The organism is Streptomyces sp. NPDC021749, assembly GCF_040640655.1.
GTDB lineage: Bacteria > Actinomycetota > Actinomycetes > Streptomycetales > Streptomycetaceae > Streptomyces.
In genome coordinates this window covers 377,545-396,647 of record NZ_JBFACE010000001.1, presented here as the reverse complement: position 1 = coordinate 396,647, position 19,103 = coordinate 377,545, and the positions used below count along the sequence as shown (strand labels likewise).

15 protein-coding genes are annotated in these 19,103 nt (G+C 72.3%); 5 read left to right on the top strand and 10 right to left on the bottom strand.

The annotated features are described in order from the left end of the window. Positions 1-190 precede the first annotated feature (190 nt). On the top strand, positions 191-832 hold the full coding sequence (locus tag AB0G35_RS01735) for a superoxide dismutase (RefSeq protein ID WP_360941977.1): 642 nt from the start codon (positions 191-193) through the stop codon (positions 830-832). A gap of 128 nt (positions 833-960) precedes the next feature. Here the strand turns inward: AB0G35_RS01735 and AB0G35_RS01730 are convergent, their stop codons facing one another. After that, entirely contained in the window at positions 961-1,605 is a 645-nt protein-coding gene (locus tag AB0G35_RS01730; RefSeq protein ID WP_360941974.1) for a DsbA family protein, read from the bottom strand. Between the two features lie 124 nt (positions 1,606-1,729). On the opposite strand from AB0G35_RS01730, the gene pepN (AB0G35_RS01725) reads away from it, so the two are divergent. Together pepN (AB0G35_RS01725) and AB0G35_RS01720 are read left to right on the top strand one after the other, a co-directional pair. Next, positions 1,730-4,333, top strand: a complete 2,604-nt coding sequence (pepN, locus tag AB0G35_RS01725; protein ID WP_360941971.1) for an aminopeptidase N — start codon at positions 1,730-1,732, stop codon at positions 4,331-4,333. Positions 4,334-4,456: 123 nt separating this feature from the next. Continuing rightward, a complete protein-coding gene (locus tag AB0G35_RS01720; RefSeq protein ID WP_360941968.1) occupies positions 4,457-5,476 on the top strand; it encodes a hypothetical protein in 1,020 nt (339 codons plus the stop codon). A gap of 22 nt (positions 5,477-5,498) precedes the next feature. Here the strand turns inward: AB0G35_RS01720 and AB0G35_RS01715 are convergent, their stop codons facing one another. Further along, a complete protein-coding gene (locus tag AB0G35_RS01715) occupies positions 5,499-7,250 on the bottom strand; it encodes a TIGR03767 family metallophosphoesterase (protein ID WP_360941965.1) in 1,752 nt (583 codons plus the stop codon). Between the two features lie 511 nt (positions 7,251-7,761). Between AB0G35_RS01715 and AB0G35_RS01710 the strand changes: the two genes are divergently transcribed. After that, positions 7,762-8,793 carry an aspartate-semialdehyde dehydrogenase gene (locus AB0G35_RS01710; RefSeq protein WP_360941962.1) on the top strand — a complete coding sequence of 344 codons (1,032 nt, stop codon included), beginning with the start codon at positions 7,762-7,764 and terminating at the stop codon, positions 8,791-8,793. An 85-nt stretch (positions 8,794-8,878) separates the two neighbouring features. Here the strand turns inward: AB0G35_RS01710 and AB0G35_RS01705 are convergent, their stop codons facing one another. Continuing rightward, positions 8,879-9,400: a DUF1203 domain-containing protein gene (locus AB0G35_RS01705; RefSeq protein WP_360941959.1), complete on the bottom strand. Its 522-nt coding sequence runs from the start codon at positions 9,398-9,400 to the stop codon at positions 8,879-8,881. A gap of 166 nt (positions 9,401-9,566) precedes the next feature. Here AB0G35_RS01705 and pepN (AB0G35_RS01700) point away from each other — a divergent pair, with 166 nt between their 5' ends. After that, the gene (pepN, locus tag AB0G35_RS01700) at positions 9,567-12,143 is read left to right on the top strand and encodes an aminopeptidase N (protein WP_360941956.1); all 2,577 of its coding nucleotides are present in this window, start codon (positions 9,567-9,569) and stop codon (positions 12,141-12,143) included. Positions 12,144-12,327: 184 nt separating this feature from the next. Here the strand turns inward: pepN (AB0G35_RS01700) and alc are convergent, their stop codons facing one another. From alc to AB0G35_RS01665, 7 genes are all read right to left on the bottom strand, one after another. Next, the gene (gene alc, locus AB0G35_RS01695) at positions 12,328-13,473 is read right to left on the bottom strand and encodes an allantoicase (RefSeq protein WP_360941953.1); all 1,146 of its coding nucleotides are present in this window, start codon (positions 13,471-13,473) and stop codon (positions 12,328-12,330) included. A gap of 87 nt (positions 13,474-13,560) precedes the next feature. Continuing rightward, a complete protein-coding gene (locus AB0G35_RS01690; protein ID WP_360941950.1) occupies positions 13,561-14,574 on the bottom strand; it encodes a LysR family transcriptional regulator in 1,014 nt (337 codons plus the stop codon). A 17-nt stretch (positions 14,575-14,591) separates the two neighbouring features. Further along, positions 14,592-14,723 (bottom strand): hypothetical protein, encoded by a 132-nt coding sequence (locus AB0G35_RS01685; protein WP_360941947.1) that lies wholly within the window; start codon positions 14,721-14,723, stop codon positions 14,592-14,594. A 152-nt stretch (positions 14,724-14,875) separates the two neighbouring features. Beyond that, positions 14,876-15,850 carry an acyl-ACP desaturase gene (locus AB0G35_RS01680; protein WP_360941944.1) on the bottom strand — a complete coding sequence of 325 codons (975 nt, stop codon included), beginning with the start codon at positions 15,848-15,850 and terminating at the stop codon, positions 14,876-14,878. 259 nt (positions 15,851-16,109) lie between these two features. Continuing rightward, entirely contained in the window at positions 16,110-16,355 is a 246-nt protein-coding gene (locus tag AB0G35_RS01675) for a hypothetical protein (RefSeq protein ID WP_360941941.1), read from the bottom strand. Positions 16,356-16,414: 59 nt separating this feature from the next. Further along, a complete protein-coding gene (gene malQ / locus AB0G35_RS01670; RefSeq protein ID WP_360941938.1) occupies positions 16,415-18,517 on the bottom strand; it encodes a 4-alpha-glucanotransferase in 2,103 nt (700 codons plus the stop codon). A gap of 6 nt (positions 18,518-18,523) precedes the next feature. Next, a complete protein-coding gene (locus tag AB0G35_RS01665) occupies positions 18,524-18,793 on the bottom strand; it encodes a hypothetical protein (RefSeq protein WP_261951448.1) in 270 nt (89 codons plus the stop codon). Between the last annotated feature and the right edge of the window lie 310 nt (positions 18,794-19,103).

Here is a 19,103-nt window from a genome sequence, read left to right as displayed (position 1 = left end):
GCACCGGCGCTCATCCCGGCATCCCGGCATTCCCGAGGCGGGGCGGGACCTCCATCCGAGGTCCCGCCCCGCCTTACGTCTTTGGCCCCGGGCCCGTCCCGTACCCGGCCGTAGACCACTCCTGCTGATAGCGTGCTCTTGCACATCGATTGCAACTACTGCTTTGACGCAGCTTGGAGGCGGGATCGGCATGGCCACCTACACACTTCCTGAACTTCCGTACGACTACTCGGCGCTGGCACCGGTCATCAGCCCCGAGATCATCGAGCTGCACCACGACAAGCACCACGCGGCCTACGTCAAGGGCGCGAACGACACCCTGGAGCAGCTCGCCGAGGCCCGCGACAAGGACCAGTGGGGCAGCATCAACGGCCTGGAGAAGAACCTCGCGTTCCATCTCTCCGGCCACATCCTGCACAGCATCTACTGGCACAACATGAGCGGTGACGGCGGCGGCGAGCCGCTGGAGAAGGACGGCGTGGGCGAGCTGGCCGACGCGCTCGCCGAGTCCTTCGGCTCGTTCGCCAAGTTCAAGACGCAGCTGTCGAAGGCCGCGGCGACCACCCAGGGCTCCGGCTGGGGCGTACTGGCCTACGAGCCGGTCACCGGCCGGCTGATCGTCGAGCAGGTCTACGACCACCAGGGCAACGTCGGCCAGGGCTCGGTCCCGATCCTGGTCTTCGACGCCTGGGAGCACGCGTTCTACCTGCAGTACAAGAACCAGAAGGTGGACTTCATCGAGGCCATGTGGCGGGTGGTGAACTGGCAGGACGTGGCGAAGCGGTACACGTCGGCCAAGGAGCGCGCGCACAACCTGCTGCTGGCGCCGTAACGCTCCTGCAGGCTCCTGCCTCGTGATCGTCTTCTCACCCTTCACCTGGCAGGCGGAAAAACGGCGAGGCCCCACGAGGACGTGACTCGTGGGGCCTTGCCCATGCGGGCGGTACGGGGGTGCCGAGCTCAGTCGAAGACCGGACCCTGCGTGCGGGTCCGCTTGATCTCGTAGAAGCCGGGGATGGACGCCACCATCAGCGTGCCGTCCCAGAGCTTCGCGGCCTCCTCGCCCTTGGGGGCGGGGGTGACGACCGGGCCGAAGAAGGCGATCTGGTCGCCGTCCGCGCCCGGCACGGCGATGACCGGGGTGCCGACCTCCTGGCCGACCAGGTCGATGCCCGCCTTGTGGGACGCGCGCAGCTCCTTGTCGTAGGTGTCCTTGTCGGCGTACTCGATCAGCTCGGCGGGCAGGCCCGCGTCGGCCAGCGCCGCGGCGATGCTCTCGGGCGTCACCCCGAGGCCCTCGTTGTGGAAGCGGGTGCCGAGCGCGGTGTAGAGCCTGCCGACGGCCTCGTCGCCGTGCAGCTGCTGCGCGGCGATCACCACGCGGACCGGGCCCCACGCCTTGCCGCCGGGGCGCATGTTCTCGGCGTACTCCTCGGGCAGCGTGTCGAGCTTGTCCTCGTTGAGGACCGCCAGGCTCATCACGTGCCAGCGCACCTCCACCGGGCGGACCTTCTCCACCTCCAGCATCCAGCGGGAGGTCATCCAGGCCCAGGGGCACAGCGGGTCGAACCAGAAGTCTGCTGGGGTCTTCGGGGTGTCGGACACGTCGTCGTCTCCTCGTGAGAGCGGTGTGCATCTGTGGTGTTCTGCCGCGGACGGTTCAACCGCGGGCGGGCGTGCCATGATTCCCCGTGTTCGATATTCGAGACGAGGACGAGGGAGTCACGTCGTGCCAGGTGAGAATCTGTCCCGGGACGAGGCACGTCAGCGGGGCCGGCTGCTGAGCGTCGACGCCTACGACGTGGCGCTGGACGTCCGCTCAGCGGTCGCCGAGGGGGACGCCGCGGCCACGTTCCGCTCGCGCACGACGATCCGCTTCCGCTGCGCCGAGCCGGGCGCCGGCACCTTCGCCGACCTGCTGGCGCCGGAGGTCACCTCGGTCACCCTCAACGGCCGGGAGCTGGACCCCGCCGAGGTCTTCGACGGCACCCGGATCACGCTGGACGGCCTGGCCGCCGAGAACACCCTCGTCGTCGACGCGCGGTGCGCCTACAGCCGGACCGGCGAGGGCCTGCACCGCTTCGTGGACCCCGAGGACGGCGAGGTCTACCTCTACACCCAGTACGAACCGGCCGACGCCCGCCGGGTCTTCGCGAATTTCGAACAGCCGGACCTGAAGGCGCCGTTCACCTTCGAGGTGACCGCCCCCGAGGGGTGGGTGGTGCTCAGCAACGGCGCGCGGGAGGGCTCCGCCGAGGGCGGGCTGCACCGGTTCGCCACGACCAAGCCGATCTCCACGTACATCACGGCCGTGGTGGCCGGGCCGTACCACTACGTCTCCGACAGCTACCGCCGCACCTTCGACGACGGCACCGAGCTGGAGATCCCGCTGGGCGCGCTCTGCCGCAAGGGCCTGGCCAAGCACTTCGACGCGGACGACGTCTTCCTCGTCACCAAGCAGGGCCTGGACTTCTTCCACGACCACTTCGACTACCCGTACCCGTTCGGGAAGTACGACACCGCGTTCGTGCCCGAGTACAACCTCGGCGCGATGGAGAACCCGGGCTGCGTCACCTTCCGCGAGGAGTTCATCTTCCGCGGCAAGGTCACCGAGGCGTCCTACGAGCGGCGGGCCAACGTCATCCTGCACGAGATGGCGCACATGTGGTTCGGCGACCTGGTGACCATGCAGTGGTGGGACGACCTGTGGCTCAAGGAGTCCTACGCGGACTTCATGGGCGCCTTCGCACTGGTGGAGGCGACCCGCTTCGCGAACGGCTGGATCACCTTCGCCAACCGCCGCAAGGCCTGGGCCTACCGCGCCGACCAGCTCCCGTCCACCCACCCGGTCACCGCCGACATCCGTGACCTGGAGGACGCCAAGCTGAACTTCGACGGCATCACGTACGCCAAGGGCGCGGCGGTGCTCAAGCAGCTGGTGGCGTACGTGGGGCAGGAGCCGTTCCTGGAGGGCGCCCGGCGCTACTTCAAGCGGCACGCGTACGGCAACACCCGGCTGGCGGACCTGCTGGCCGTACTGGAGGAGACCTCGGGCCGGGACATGGCGGCCTGGTCGCGGGCCTGGCTGGAGACCGCGGGTGTCAACTCCCTCACCCCGGAGGTCAGTTACGACGCGGAGGGACGGGTCGCGGAGCTGGCCGTGCGCCAGGAGGCGGCCCCCGAGCAGCCCGCACTGCGGCCGCACCGGGTCGCGGTGGGCCTCTACCGCCGGCAGGACGCCTCCTCCGGCAGCGGCCACCCGGCGCTGGTGCGGTACGCCCGGGCCGAGGTGGACGTCGCCGGGCCGCGGACGGTCGTGCCGGAGCTGGCCGGCGCCGAGCGGCCCGAGCTGGTCCTGGTCAACGACGACGACCTGACGTACTGCAAGGTCCGCTTCGACGCGGACTCGCTGGCGACGCTGCGGGACCGGCTCGGCGGGCTGACCGACCCGATGGCGCGGGCGCTGTGCTGGGCGGCGCTGTGGGGACTGACCCGCGACGGGCTGCTCCCGGCCCGGGACTACCTCGACCTGGTGCGGCGGTTCGCCGGCCGGGAGACCGACATCGGCGTCCTGCAGTCGCTGCACGGGCAGGCCCAGGCGGCGCTGGAGCAGTACACCGCGCCGGACCACGTGGAGGCCGCCGGGCGCGAGCTGGCCGAGGGCGCCCTGGCGGAGCTGCGGCGGGCGGAGCCGGGCAGCGGGCACCAGCTGTCCTGGGTGCGGCACTTCGCCGCGGTGGCCGCCGCGCCCGCGGACCTCGCGCTGCTACAGGGGCTGCTCGACGGCACCGAGACGATCGAGGGGCTGGAGGTGGACCAGGAGCTGCGCTGGGCGCTGCTCACACCGCTGGCCGCGCAGGGGGTGGCGGACGAGGCGGTGATCGCCGCAGAGCTGGCGCGGGACGACACCGCGTCGGGCAAGCGCCACCAGGTGCGGTGCCTGGCGGCCCGGCCGTCGGCGGAGGTCAAGGAGCAGGCGTGGGCGGACGTGGTGGAGTCCGACGCGCTGTCCAACGCGCTGGTGGAGGCCACCATCGCCGGGTTCGCGCAGCCGGACCAGCGGGAACTGCTGGCGCCGTTCGCGCCGCGCTACTTCGCCGCGATCGAGCGGGTGTGGCGCGAGCGGTCCATCGAGATCGCGATGGACGTGGTGCGTGGACTGTTTCCGGCCTGGCTGGTGGACCACGCCACCCTGGACGCGGCGGACGACTGGCTGGCCGGACATCCGCAGGCCGCGCCCGCGCTGCGCCGGATCGTGCTGGAGGAGCGGGACGACCTGGCCCGGGCGCTGCGCGCACAGGCTTGTGACGAGGCGGCCGGAGCGAGGCCGTAACCTCCCGGACGACCAGCCCTTTCGGCAGTCGAACGCCCGTACTTTAGCCCAGGATTGTCCGGTTTCTGGCACGGGCGTGTAACAGCGGTTAGGGGGCGGAGCGGGCGCGGGAATCGCCACGGCATGAACCACGACACCCCGCTCTCCCCCCTTCCCCTCCGCCACCTCTCCGAAGTCCGCCGCAAGGTATTGACGACCCGTCAGCTCCGCGAGCACGGCGTGACACCGGCCGAGACGACCGAGCGCTGCCGCCCCGGCGGCTGCTGGCAACAGGTGCTCCCCGGGATCTATCTGCTCCACCCCGGACCGCCCACCAGCGAGGAACGGCTGCACGCGGTGCTGCTGTACGCCAGTCACCGGGGGCCGACGGTGCCCCGGCAGACCTCCGCCGACGCCCCCGCCGAGGCGATGATCACCGGCCTGGCGGCGCTCGCCCTGCACGGCTTCGCCGAGACGCCCCCACTGCTCGCCCTGGACCGCATCGAGGTGCTGGTCGCCCGCACCCGGCGACTGCGCTCGACCGGCTTCGCGCGGATCGTCCGGGCCGTGGAGCTGCCGGTTCCGCAGCAGGTCACCGGTGTGCCGACCGCCCCCGTGCCGCGTGCCCTGGCCGATGCGGTCGGCGGGCTCACCGACGCCTCGGCGGTGCGCCGGCTGCTGACCGAGGCGGTGCGCGGCGGGCACTGCGAGGCACCGGTGGTGGTGCGCGAGCTGAGCCGGGCCCGGCTGCTGACCCGGCCGCACGTGGTGGACGCGGTCGACACCCTGCTCGCCGAGGGCCGGGCACGGGCCGAGCAGCGGCTGTACGCGATGGTGCGCGACCACGACCTGCCGGACCCGCTGTGGAACGTCGACCTGCGGCTGCCGGGCGGACCGCAGCTGGGCGGCGTGGACGCCTTCTGGCCCGAGCACAGGGTGGCCCTGGAGATCGACACCCGCGCCCCGCGGCCCGAGGAGGACCCGCTGCACTCCGCGTTCGACCACAAGCGCGAACATCTGGAGCGCCTCGGCATCACCGTCGTCCGCTGCCTCCCCCGCACCCTCCGCGAGACCCCCGCCCACCAGGCCGCCGTCGTCCGCACGGCCCTGATGGCCGCCCCGGACCGCGAACCGGGGGTGTACGTGGTGGCCCTGCCCCGCTGAGGCCTCCTTCCCCGCGGCACCCTCACCGCCTCTTCAGCAGCAGCTCGACGTTGCGGTCGCGGGCCGTGCCGGCCAGGTCCGTGCGGGCCTCGGGAGCGTTGAAGGACAGTTCGCGGTAGAGGGCGGCCAGGCCGGTCTGGGAGAGGTCGGTGAAGTCCGTGCGGTGCGGGGCGGCCGACTCGACGAGGGTGGCGATCAGCGACAGCGTGCCGTCGTGGTTGTCGACCAGCTCGATGACCCGGGCCAGCTGCGGATAGTCGATGTGCGAGGCGGTGGAGACCTCCCAGAACGTGGCGTGCGGGACGATCTCGTTCTGGTGGCTGTGGCCGTTGATCCAGCCGACGACCCGGGGGTGGGCGGCCAGCACCTCGACCAGCTCGGCGCCGCCGTGCCGCTTCTCGTGCGGACGGGCCGGATCGGGCCGGGTGTTGTTCATGGTCTTGCTGGTGTGGTGGCTGAAGACCAGCACATGCGCCTTCTCGCCCCGCTCGTTCGCCTTCAGGGTCCGCTCCAGCCAGCGCAGTTGGGCCTCGCCGATCGAGCCGGTGTAGTGGCCGCCCGGATCGGTGGTGTCGAGGCTGATGCCCAGGACGTCGTCGGAGACCCGGAAGGTGTAGTAGAGGCGGTTCTCCTCCAGGGCGGCCGCGGTGTAGCCGTGGCCGTGCGGGCCGCGGCCGGTGTGCGCCGGGTCGAGGTGGGCGCGGAGGTACTCGGCGCGGGTGAAGGGGGCGCGCCGCGCGTCGGGGGTGACCGTCCTGGCCTGCTTCGCGTGCGCCTTCAGCAGCCGCTTGAAGTCCGCGCCCTTCGGGTCCAGACCGTCCTTGACGGCCTTCCAGACCTTGGCGGCCTCGGCGGCGGGCAGCGTCTCCAGCTTGCGGTGCCCGGTGGCGGTCTCCGTCCAGAACGGGTCACCGGGTGCGTAGCAGCCGCCGGGCAGCGAGTCGTGGTTGCCGACCGTGGAGTACCACGGCAGCCGCAGCCCGGGGCTGTGGACGGTGCGGATCGCGGCGTTCAGGAAGCCGTGCAGGTGCGGGAAGCCCAGCTTCTTGTCGGCGTCGCGCAGCGGGCTGTCCGGCTGCCAGTAGAGGGTGAGTCCGCTGTTCTGGACGCCTTCGTAGCGGCGCGGGTCGCCGGAGTTGGGGGTGATCCGGCCGCCGCTCATCGCGGTGAGGAACCACTCCAGTTCCAGCTTGGAGTTGTTGTCGGTGTTGTCGCCGGTGGTCATCACGAACGCCAGCGGGGCGCCGGTGGCCGGCCCGCCCGGCAGCGCGTTGACCCGCTCGATCAGCGAGACGACCCCGGCCACGGACAGTGCCTCCTGCGGGCGCCAGGCGCTGGCCGTCTGGGCGCGCAGGTACTCGTAGCGCAGCGGGTTCTGCACGTCGACCAGGTGGAGGTCGGTGAGCTGCACGAACGACGCCAGCGCGGTCCGGCGCCGGTCGCGCCCGCCGTGTGCGGCGGCCAGCTCGGTGCGGACCACCCGGCGCCAGCCGGGCCCGTCGCCCAGCCGCCGGTAGGTGCCACTACCGCGCGGGGTGGCCACGCCCCCGAGGGTGGTGCCCCGGGTGTACGGGACGTGCGGGACGGCCGGGGCCTCGACGGCGATCGGCGCGGCCGGGGCCGGGCCCGGGGTGACGGTGGTGGCGGCCTGGGCGGCCCGGTCGGGGCCGATGCCGAAGGCGAGGCCGAGCCCGGTGGCGGCTCCGGCGGCTCCGGTGGCGGCGAGGAACGTGCGGCGGTCGATACGTGTGGTGGCGGACCCGATGCGGGACATGCGCGAGCTCCCCGAGTGCGAACGCGAAGGCGGCCGGGACCGGTGGCCCGTGGGGTGGGACTCCCCCGCGGCCCTCCGGCGGCACAACTGCCCTGTCACCAGGGATGGTTGGCAGCGGGAATGACCTGGACGTGAACGCCACCGCAACGCCGGGAACCCATCACCGCACAGGGAGCTGCCGGTCACGGGACCGCCACGGGCCCCTGCCCCGGGGTGCGACCGCCGGTCACCGCGCGTTCACCGCACGGGGTAGCACCCACCGCGATCGACACGCACCGCACGCACTCCTCACGCTGCGTGGCCGCCCCGCCCGGGCACCACGGGACGGCGCACCGCCACCCGGTCACGACGCACTGCGGCCGGCCGTGTGCGATCCGTCACGCCCCGGCCCCTCGACCGCCACAGAATGGAATGGATTGGACAAGGCGACGGGTGTCACACACATGATGGAGGCACTACTGAGCAGGTGTTCCGGACAGACACCTAAGTCAGGTCAGAAAGAAGGAGTCCCATGAGGGTCGGAATCGTCGGAGCCACCGGACAGGTCGGCGGCGTGATGCGGGGCATTCTCGCCGAGCGGAACTTCCCGGTCGAGCAGCTGCGGCTGTTCGCTTCGGCCCGGTCCGCCGGACGGACGCTGCCGTGGCAGGACACCGAGATCACCATCGAGGACGCGGCGACCGCCGACTACTCGGGGCTGGACATCGTCCTCTTCTCGGCCGGCGGTGCCACCTCCAAGGCGCTGGCGGAGAAGGTCGCCGACGCCGGTCCGGTCGTGATCGACAACTCCTCGGCCTGGCGCCGTGACCCCGAGGTCCCGCTGGTCGTCTCCGAGGTCAACCCGCAGGCGATCACCGACCGCCCCAAGGGCATCATCGCCAACCCGAACTGCACGACGATGGCCGCGATGCCGGTGCTGCGCCCGCTGCACGAGGAGGCCGGCCTGGTCTCGCTGGTCGTCGCGACGTACCAGGCGGTGTCCGGCAGCGGTCTGGCGGGCGTGGAGGAGCTGGACGGGCAGGTCCGCAAGGTGGTCGAGCAGGACGCCACCAAGCTCACCCACGACGGATCGGCGGTGGAGTTCCCCGAGCCGGACAAGTACGTCCGTCCGATCGCCTTCAACGTGCTGCCGATGGCCGGCTCGATCGTCGACGACGGTCTGGGCGAGACCGACGAGGAGCAGAAGCTCCGCCACGAGAGCCGCAAGATCCTGGACATCCCGGACCTGAAGGTGTCCGGCACCTGCGTCCGCGTCCCGGTCTTCACCGGTCACTCGCTGCAGGTCAACGCCCGTTTCGCGCGGCCGATCAGCCCCGCCCGGGCGCAGGAGCTGCTGGCCGGGGCCCCCGGTGTGACCCTCTCCGAAGTCCCCACCCCGCTCCAGGCCGCCGGCCAGGACGCGTCCTTCGTGGGCCGGATCCGCACCGACGAGACCGTCGAGAACGGCCTGGCGCTGTTCGTCTCCAACGACAACCTCCGCAAGGGCGCGGCGCTGAACGCCGTGCAGATCGCGGAGCTGGTCGCCGCGGAGCTGCGCGGCTGACCCGCCTGCCGACGGCCGGGGCCCGTACGGAGTTCTCACCCTCCGTACGGGCCCCGGGCCGTTCGCCGGCCGTCCGTCCCGGCGGTCAGCCCCGCCGCACCTCGAAGTGGAAGCACCCGTAATCCACGGACCGGACGTGCACCAGCGCCACCTCCGGGTCGGCGAACGCCTCGTCCAGGGCCGCGTCGAAGCCCGCCGCGGCGTCCTCGGGGATCTCGAAGAGCGGCCCGCCGACGATCCGCCCGACCGCGTCGTAGCGCCGCAGCACGCGCAGCGCGCCGTGGCGGGCGAAGGAGTACCGGCCCGCGCCGGCGTCCGGGCCCCCGCAGTCCTCCGCGTGGATGAACACCGGGCCCTGCTCGTCGTACGCCCCGGGCCGGGCCCCGGTCTCCGCCGCCCACCGCCGCAGCGGCGCGTACGACACCAGCGCCACCCGCTCCCCGGCCCGGGTCTCCCGCAGACAGCAGCGCAGCAGGGCGCCGACGCAGTCCACGGGGACGCCGTCCGCACGTGCGGTGTACGGCTCGGCGGGCCGCCCGGCGTCGTCGGTCTCGCGCAGTTCCTTCAGCACGGCGGGCGGAATGGGCAGCGGTGTGTAGGTCGTCATGCGTCCACGGTCCCCCGCGGGCCCGCCCGGTGCTGGCGGGAATCGGACGGCGTACCCGAGAAACCGGCCCGCCGTGTTCCCCGATATCCACGATCGGCTGGAGCCGCTGCCGTGGAAGGATGGCGGGATACGCCGCATACGAGCACGCTTACGAGGAGATGACCTGGTGCCTGGCACGAATCTGACCCGCGACGAGGCGCAGCAGCGGGCGCAGTTGCTGAGTGTGGATGCGTACGAGATCGATCTCGACCTCTCCGGCGCACAGGAGGGTGGTACGTACCGGTCCACGACCACGGTGCGGTTCGACGTCGCGCGGGCGGGCGCGGACTCGTTCATCGACCTGGTGGCGCCGACCGTGCACAAGGTGTCGCTCAACGGCGAGCTGCTGGATCCGGCCTCGGTGTTCGAGGACTCGCGGATCGTGCTGCCGGGGCTGCGGGCCGGCCGCAACGAGCTGACCGTCGTCGCGGACTGCGCCTACACCAACACGGGCGAGGGCCTGCACCGGTTCGTCGACCCGGTGGACCAGCAGGCGTATCTCTACACACAGTTCGAGGTGCCGGACGCCCGGCGGGTGTTCGCGTCGTTCGAGCAGCCGGACCTGAAGGCCACGTTCCAGTTCACCGTGAAGGCCCCGGAGGGCTGGACGGTGATCTCGAACTCCCCGACGCCGGAACCGGCCGACAACATCTGGCGGTTCGAGCCGACGCCGCGGATCTCGACGTATGTCACCGCGCTGATCGTGGGCCCGTACCACAGCGTGCACAGCACGTACGAGAAGGACGGGCGGACCGTGCCGCTGGGCATCTACTGCCGTCCGTCGCTGGCCGAGCACCTCGACGCGGACGCCATCTTCGAGGTCACCCGGCAGGGCTTCGACTGGTTCCAGGAGAAGTTCGACTACGCGTACCCGTTCGCGAAGTACGACCAGCTCTTCGTGCCGGAGTTCAACGCCGGGGCGATGGAGAACGCGGGTGCGGTGACCATCCGCGACCAGTACGTCTTCCGGTCCAAGGTGACGGACGCGGCCTACGAGGTGCGCGCCGAGACGATCCTGCACGAGCTGGCCCACATGTGGTTCGGTGACCTGGTCACCATGGAGTGGTGGAACGACCTGTGGCTGAACGAGTCGTTCGCCACCTACACCTCGATCGCCTGCCAGGCGTACGCGCCGGGCTCGAAGTGGCCGCACTCGTGGACCACGTTCGCCAACTCCATGAAGACCTGGGCCTACCGGCAGGACCAGCTGCCGTCCACGCACCCGATCATGGCGGAGATCCGTGATCTGGACGACGTGCTGGTGAACTTCGACGGGATCACCTACGCGAAGGGCGCCTCGGTCCTGAAGCAGCTGGTCGCGTACGTCGGGATGGAGGAGTTCTTCAAGGGCGTGCAGGCCTACTTCAAGCGGCACGCCTACGGCAACACCCGGCTGAGCGATCTGCTGGGCGCGCTGGAGGAGACCTCCGGCCGGGACCTGAAGACCTGGTCGAAGAAGTGGCTGGAGACCGCGGGGATCAACATCCTGCGGCCGGAGATCGAGGTGGACGCGGACGGCGTGATCACCTCGTTCGGGGTCCGGCAGGAGGCCCCGGCGCTGCCGGCCGGCGCCCAGGGCGAGCCGGTGCTCCGGCCGCACCGGATCGCGATCGGCGCGTACGAGCTGGACGGCTCCGGCAAGCTGGTCCGCACCGAGCGGATCGAGCTGGACGTGGACGGCGAACTGACCGCCGTCCCGCAGCTGGTGGGCACGCGGCGCCCGGCCGTGGTCCTGCTCAACGACGACGACCTGTCGTACGCGAAGGTGCGGCTCGACGAGGAGTCGCTGAAGGTGGTCACCGAGCACCTCGGGGACTTCGCCGAGTCGCTGCCGCGGGCGCTGTCGTGGGCTTCGGCCTGGGACATGACGCGGGACGGCGAACTGGCCACCCGTGACTACCTGTCGCTGGTCCTGTCGGGCATCGGCAAGGAGTCCGACATCGGCGTGGTCCAGTCGCTGCACCGCCAGGTGAAGCTGGCGCTGGACCTGTACGCGGCGCCGGAGTGGCGCGAGACGGGTCTGGCCACCTGGACCGCGGCGGCGCTCGACCACCTGCGGGCGGCCGAGCCGGGCAGCGACCACCAGCTGGCGTGGGCCCGGGCCTTCGCCGCCGCGGCGCGCACGGACGAGCAGCTGGCCCTGCTGCAGGGCCTGCTGGACGGCACCGAGGAGATCCCCGGGCTGGCCGTGGACACCGAGCTGCGCTGGTCGCTGCTGCAGCGGCTGGCGGCGACCGGCCGGGCGGACGAGAAGGCCATCGCGGCGGAGCTGGAGCGGGACCGGACGTCGGCGGGCGAGCGGCACGCCGCGACGGCGCGTGCGGCGCGTCCGACGGCGGAGGCGAAGACCGAGGCCTGGGCGTCGGTCGTGGAGTCGGACAAGCTGCCCAACGCCGTGCAGGAGGCCGTCATCGGCGGCTTCGTGCAGACCGACCAGCGGGAGCTGCTGGCGCCGTACACCGTGAAGTACTTCGCCGCGGTGAAGGAGATCTGGGAGGCCCGCAGCCACGAGATGGCCCAGCAGATCGTCGTCGGTCTCTACCCGTCGCTGCACGTCTCGCAGGAGACGCTGGACGCCACGGACGCCTGGCTGGACGCGGCCGACCCGAGCCCGGCACTGCGCCGGCTGGTCACCGAGTCGCGGGCCGGGATCGAGCGGGCGCTGAAGGCCCAGGCGGCGGATGCGGCGGCCGGGGCGGCGTAACCGGTCGGCGTCATCGGCCGGCGTGATCGGTCGGTGTGATCGCCGACGTGATCGGCCGGCGTGATCGGCCTGATGAGGTGGTAACGCCCGGCGGACAGGCGCTCGTTGCGCTGCCGTCCGCCGGGCGGGCCGTGGCCCCGGGACCGTTGCCCTCCTACGGGCCCGGGGGAGGCGCAGGTGCGGCTCAGCCGTTGAGCGCGTCGAAGCGGCGGCCGAGTTCGGCGCGGCCGGTCTCGGTGAGCGTGCCGTGCACCCGCATGCGGGCGAGGCCGCCGTCCGGGAAGACGTCCAGGCGGATGTGGGTGGCCGTCACGGTCCGCGGCAGCGGGAAGCGGTGCGGGGTGTCCGGCTGGAGCTTGGTCTTCGGCAGGATCTCGAACCAGGAGGACTCGTCGGCCGGGTCGCCGTCACACCCCGACAGGGCGGCCCAGCCCGCGGAGTTGCCCTTGAGGTAGGCGGTGTCGATCTCCACCGCGCGTATCTCGCCCTGGGCGGCCAGGCGGAAGCGGACCCAGTCGTGGGTGCCCTTGACCCGGCGGCGGCGGTTCTCCCAGCCGTCGTCCATCTTGCGGGACAGGTCGGGCTGGATGATCTGGGTGGGCGAGGAGTAGAAGCGGTCCGAGGCGTCCTCGACGGTGCCGCCGTGCATCACGGAGGCCAGGTCGAGGGTGCCGAGCACGTCCAGCCACTCCGGGTCCGGTACCACCTCGCCGTGGACCCGGAGGCGGGCTATGCCGCCGTCGGGGTGCTGCTTGAGCCGGAGGTGGGTGAAGCGGCGCTCGACGGTCACCTCGAAGCCGTTGGCGGCGTGCCCGCGGACGGGGGTGCGCGGGACGAGCTCCTCCCACTTCACGTCGGGGGCGAGCAGGTCCTCGGGGCCGGGGCTGCCGGGGAGCGAGGTGGCCTCGACGGTGACCTGCTGGGGGTAGTTGCCGCGGAAGTGGGCGGTGTCGACGATGATGCCGCGGATCACGCCGGGGGCGGCGAGGCGGATCAGCGCCCAGTCGTGCTCGTCGTCGGTCGGGAAGGGGTGGTCGCCGTCGGCACCGCGCCGGCGCCGGGTCTCCCAGCCGTCCATGATCTTGCCCTTGTGGCCGAAGTGCTCGGGGTCGAAGACCGCCGGGGTGGGCTTCAGCAGGTTCTCGCGCTCGGCGAAGAACTCGTCGTTCGCGGCGATCACGCCGGCGCCGAAGCGGCGGTCGGCGAGGTCGACGAGCGAGGTGAACGGGAAGTCCCCGCCGCGGTAGTCGGCGTACGGGTCGCCGCCGGCGTACGGCTGGGCGTCGTTGGCGTGCGGATCAGCGGAGTGGGCGGCTGGGGTGGTGGTCATCGTTGCCCTTCGTGGCCGGAGGTTCGGACCACTCCACGGTCGCAGCGACTACCTCACAGGTCCATCGAAAGTTTTTGAGGAATATATTCAGCTGGGCTGAATGGTCTGGGTGTGCCAGCCGGAGCCGCGGCCACCGTCCTCCCCCGGCGTCTGGTCGAGCGCCGCCTGGTGCAGCGCGGCCAGCACCCGCGCCAGGCCCGGCGCCCCTTCCGAGCCGCGCCGGACCGCCGCGACGACATGGCGCCGCGGCTGGTCACCGGAGAGCACCCGCAGGGCCACCCCGGAGCCGGGCCCGCCCCCTTCCCGTTCACCGGGGCCGCCCCGCTCCAGGGCACCGATGCCGCCCGCCATCGCCATCCGGGGCACCAGCGCGACCCCCATCCCCGCCGCCACCATCGCCCAGATCGCGTTCCAGTCGGCCGCGGCATGCGCCCGCTCGGGCACGAACCCGGCGTTCTCGCAGGCCGTGGTGGTGATCTGTGACCAGGGCCCGCTGCTGCCGAAGATCCACGGCTCGCCCGCCAGGTCGGCGAGGCGCAGCCCGGGCTCACCGGCCAGCGGATGCCCGGCCGGCAGCGCCACGTCCAGCGGATCGGCGAGCAGCGCGACCCGGCTGAACTTGGGGTCGCGCGGGGTGGGCGCGTGCGCCGCCAGCGAGAGCGCCAGATCGACGCTGCCCTCGGCCAGCAGCTCGTACGCGGCCTCCGCCTCCGCCTCCCGTACGACCACCGACAGCCCCGGGTGGGTACGGCGCAGCTCCTGGACGGCGGGGACCACCAGCGCGGGGATGGCGGTGGAGAACGCCCCGACCCGCACCTGGCCGGCGTCGCCCTGGAGGTAGCCGAGCAGCTCCGCGTCGGCGCGCTCCAGCTGGGCGAAGACCGCCTCGGCGTGCCGCAGCACCAGCTCGGCGGCGCCGGTCAGCCGTACCCGCCGGCCGTGCGCCTCCAGGAGCGTCACCCCGAGCGCCTTGGCCAGCCCGGTCAGCTGCTGGGAGACCGCCGAGGGCGTCATGTGCAGCGCCTCGGCGGTCGCGGTGACCGTGCCCTGCTCCTGGAGGGTGCGCAGGATCCGCAGCTTCTTGATGTCCCAGTCGGCCATGCCGGCAGCGTACGCAGTCAGCGGCGGCCGCCGGCACCGAGCGCGACGCTCGCGACGATCAGGACCATGCAGAGCAGCTGCACGGGTGTCACGGGGCGGCGCCGCAGCAGCGCGCTGCAGCCGGCGAAGGCGGCCGTCGCGGCGAGCATCCACAGATCACCGCCGGCGCTCCAGGACTGCCACGGTTTTCCTCTCCTTGGCGGTGGTGGAGCTCCACCGTGACAGCCCTGGAACCATCAGGTCCATCGAATATTTCCCACCATTCCTTTCAGTGAAAGCGAAAGGAAGGAGCAGGTCCGTCTCAGCGGCGGGCCTGGCGGCGGGCGAGGATGGCCGCCTGCCGCTCCTCGAACTTGCGGGCCTGGTCGTCCAGGCCGCCCATGAAGAGCCCCAGCTCCTCCTGGGCCGCCAGACCGGCCGGACCGAGGCCGCCGATCTCCAGCACCTTCAGGAAGCGCAGGACGGGCTGCAGCACGTCGTCGTGGTGGATGCGGAGGTTGTAGATCCCGCCGAGGGCCATCCGGGCGGCGGCCCGCTCGAAGCCGGGGATGCCGTGGCCGGGCATCCGGAAGCCGGTGACCACGTCCCGGACCGCGCACATGGTCTGGTCGGGGGCCATCTCGAAGGCCGCCGCGAGCAGGTTCCGGTAGAAGAGCATGTGCAGGTTCTCGTCGGCGGCGATCCGGGCCAGCATCCGGTCGCAGACCGGGTCGCCGGAGTGGTGGCCGGTGTTGCGGTGCGAGATACGGGTGGCCAGCTCCTGGAAGGCGACGTAGGCCACCGAGTGCAGCATGCTGTGGGAGTTGTCGGACTCGAAGCCCTCCGACATGTGGGCCATACGGAACCGCTCCAGCTCGTCCGGGTCGACGGCACGGCTGGTCAGCAGGTAGTCACGCATCACGATGCCGTGCCGGCCCTCCTCGGCGGTCCAGCGGTGCACCCAGGTGCCCCAGGCGCCGTCGCGGCCGAAGAGGGTGGCGATCTCGTGGTGGTAGCTGGGGAGGTTGTCCTCGGTGAGGAGGTTGACCACCAGGGCGATCCGGCCGATGTCACTGACCTTGGACTGCTCGGGCGCCCATTCCTCGCCGTCCTCCAGGATCCCGGGGAAGTTCCGGCCGTCGCTCCAGGGGACGTACTGGTGGGGCATCCACTCCTTGGCGACCTTCAGATGCCGGTTGAGCTCCTTCTCGACGACCTCTTCGAGCGCGTAGAGCAGCTGGGCGTCGCTCCATGCGGCCTGGCCGAGCTCTCCGTTGTGGGCGGGGGCGATGGTCACGGGGAACTCCTGGGGACGATGAGCTACGGGGCCGTAGGTTCAACCTACGGCTGCGTAGGTTACGTCATCGTAAGTGAGCTCCGGTTAAGTGATCCGCTCGCGCAAAACGGCCGAAAATCGCGCGATAGCCGCCTCGCAACACCTTTTTCACCTGCGGAAATAGCCGGGTACGACAAAGGGCGCCGCTCGGTTGTTGTTACCGAGCAGCGCCCTGGAGGGTCGCCGGGGTCCCGTGCGGGGCCCGGAATGCGGTCGGGGCTCAGCCCTGGGACTTCGTCTTGCGGGACTTGTCGGTCAGCATGACCAGCCCGGCGATGACGAGGAAGAGCACGATGGGGGCAGCGACGTAGAGGCCGAGCGTCTGGGCGACGTTCAGACCGGGACCCGGGTCGTCACCATCGTCGCGGGTGAGCGCAAACGCGGGGGACGACATCAGCAGCATCAGCGCGGTGCCGGCAGTGACGGTTCCGGCGCGCAGGGCATTCTTCTTGACCTTGTTGCTCACGAACATCAACGTATCGGACGCCCCGCCGCCCCGCGCGCCCGGGGTGGCCGTCCCCGGGCCTACCGCTTCCCGTCGGCCAGTTCCCGCATCAGGGCGTGCAGGCGCGGTGAGGCGGCCAGCTCCTCCAGGGTGTGCGGCCGGCCGTCCGAACCGGCCACCGGCAGCCGCCAGTTCGGGTATTCCTCCCATGTCCCGGGGAGGTTCTGCGGCCGCCGGTCGCCCACCGCGTCGGGCAGCCAGACCCCGACCAGCTGTGCCGGGGTGCGCAGCAGGAAGCGGTGGACGGCCTTGATCACCGCTTCCTCGTCGCCGGTGCCCTCGGGCAGCAGGCCGCGGCGGGTCAGCTCGCCGAACCAGGCGGCGAGTTCGCACCGCGCCCTTGACCGTTCGCGCTCCGGGGGCCCGGCGAGCAGCCCGAGCCGTTCGCGCAGGGCCAGGTCGTCGCCGGTCAGCCGGGCTGCGGTGGTGGGCAGGTCGTGGGTGGTGACGGTGGCGAGGCAGTCGCTGCGCCACTCCTCGGGGGACAGGATGCGGGCCTCGCCGCCGGTCGTGGGGTCCACACCGGCGTAGTCCCGCTCGAACCACAGCACCGAGGTGCCGAGGACGCCCCGCTCGGCGAGCGCCTCGCGCACACCCGGTTCGACGGTGCCCAGGTCCTCGCCGATCACCGCGGCGCCGGCCCGGTGCGCCTCCAGGGCCAGCACCGAGAGCATCGCCTCCCCGTCGTAGCGCACATAGGCACCCTCGGTCGGCGGCCGGCCCTCGGGCACCCACCACAGCCGGAACAGGCCCATGACGTGGTCGATGCGCAGGGCGCCGGCGTGCCGCAGCAGACCGCGCAGCAGCTCGCGATAGGGGGCGTAGCCGGTGGCAGCCAGGGCGTCCGGGCGCCACGGTGGCAGGCCCCAGTCCTGACCGCGGGCGTTGAAGGCGTCCGGCGGCGCCCCGATGGACATGCCGGCGGCGAACGCGTCCTGCTGGGCCCACGTGTCCGCCCCGGAGGGGTGTACGCCGACGGCGAGGTCGTGCACCAGCCCGACGGGCATCCCCGCGTCCCTGGCGGCCCGTTGGGCGGCGGCGAGCTGCTGGTCGGTGAACCAGGCGAGCCGGCAGTGGAAGTCGATCCGGTCCATCAGCCGCGGCCGCAGCCGGGCGGTGTCCGCGGACCGGGGGTCGCGCAGCCCGGCCGGCCAGGCCCGCCAGTCGGGACCGTGCCGCTCGGCGATCGCGTACCAGGTGGCGTGGTCCTCCAGCGCCCGGCCCTGTTCGGCGAGGAAGTCGCAGTACGCGGCCCGCCGGCCCGGTGAGAGCGGGACCGCGCAGAGCAGCTCCAGGGCCTCGCGCTTGAGCTCCCAGACCGCGTCCCGGTCGATCAGCGCGCCCCGCTCCAGCACGCCGTCCCGCAGCGCGTGGGCCCGCGCGGCCAGTTCGCCGGCGCGTAACCGGGCGGCGCCGGCCAGCTGGGCGTACTCCGGGATCTGCTCGATGCGCAGGTGGACCGGGTCGGGGAAGCGGCGGGAGGAGGGGCGGTAGGGCGAGGGGTCGGTGGGCGGGCCGGGGACGGCCGCGTGCAGGGGGTTGAGCTGGATGAATCCGCTGCCCAGGGCGCGCCCGGACCAGGCGGCGAGGTCGGCGAGGTCGCCGAGGTCGCCCATGCCCCAGGAGTGCCGGGACAGCAGGGAGTACAGCTGCACCAGGAAGCCGTGACTGCGGGCGGGGGGCGCGGGTACCCGGTCGGGGGCGACGATCAGCCGGGCGCGGGCGGTGCGACCGTCGGGCGCCTCGGCGTGCAGCGTGTGCAGGCCCAGCGGCAGCCGGGCCAGCGCCGGTCCGGCGCCCTCGTGCGGCCCGTGGTGGGCGCGCTGCGGTACGTCGCGGGACTGCCCGTCCTCGGTCTCCACCCGCAGGGCGGTGCCTGCGGGGAGGGTGAGGTCGGGCGGACGGCCGGGGCGGGCGACGACGGCAGGGGGGAGCAGGGCGCGGCCCGCGGCGTCCTCGTACGCGGCCAGTGCGGTGCGTACGGCGTGCGGGGTCGAGGCGTCGACCCCCAGTGCGGCGAGCACGGCGACGACGGTGTCGTCGGCGATCTGGACGCTTCTGCCCGGTGCCGGTTCGTACGACGTGGCGATGCCGTGCAACCGGGCGAGCCGCGCGCGGCCCATGGGTCGTCAGACCTCCATGGACTCCGTCCCCAGGCCGGCGGCTGTCGGCTCGCTGGTCAGCGGCAGCTCGGCGGCGATCGGGACCTCGCTGGTCAGGGGCGCGGCGTCGGCGAGCGGCGGCTCGCTGGTGAGGGGCGGCTCGGCGAAGCTGTAGGAGCCGGAGCCGTCCAGCCCGGAATCGGGGTCGGAGACCCCGTCGAACAGATCACGCTCCACGGTCGCACCTCCCGGTTTGGAGGACAGGGCGTCGAGGAGCAGCTGAGCGGATGCGGCCACGAGGGCCTCCCGTTCATCGGTGATGGGACACGTGGGCCCTACCCACTCGGCACGATCGCAGACGCAATCGCCCGCGAAACGTGACTCACGTCACAGTATCCCGCACGCAGGCGATTTCCCGCGCACGCCGCCGCGCCGCGCGAAGAACGCGGCGGGAGCGGGCCCGGCGCAGGAAGTTCTGCGGGCCGGCGGACCCGGTGGATCCGGCCCGCGGCAGTGGCCGGAACCGGCGCGGAACCCCCCGCACGAGACCCCCGCCATCGCCCGGTTGACACCCTCACCGCCACAATGGTGGGCTCACCGCCGGAGG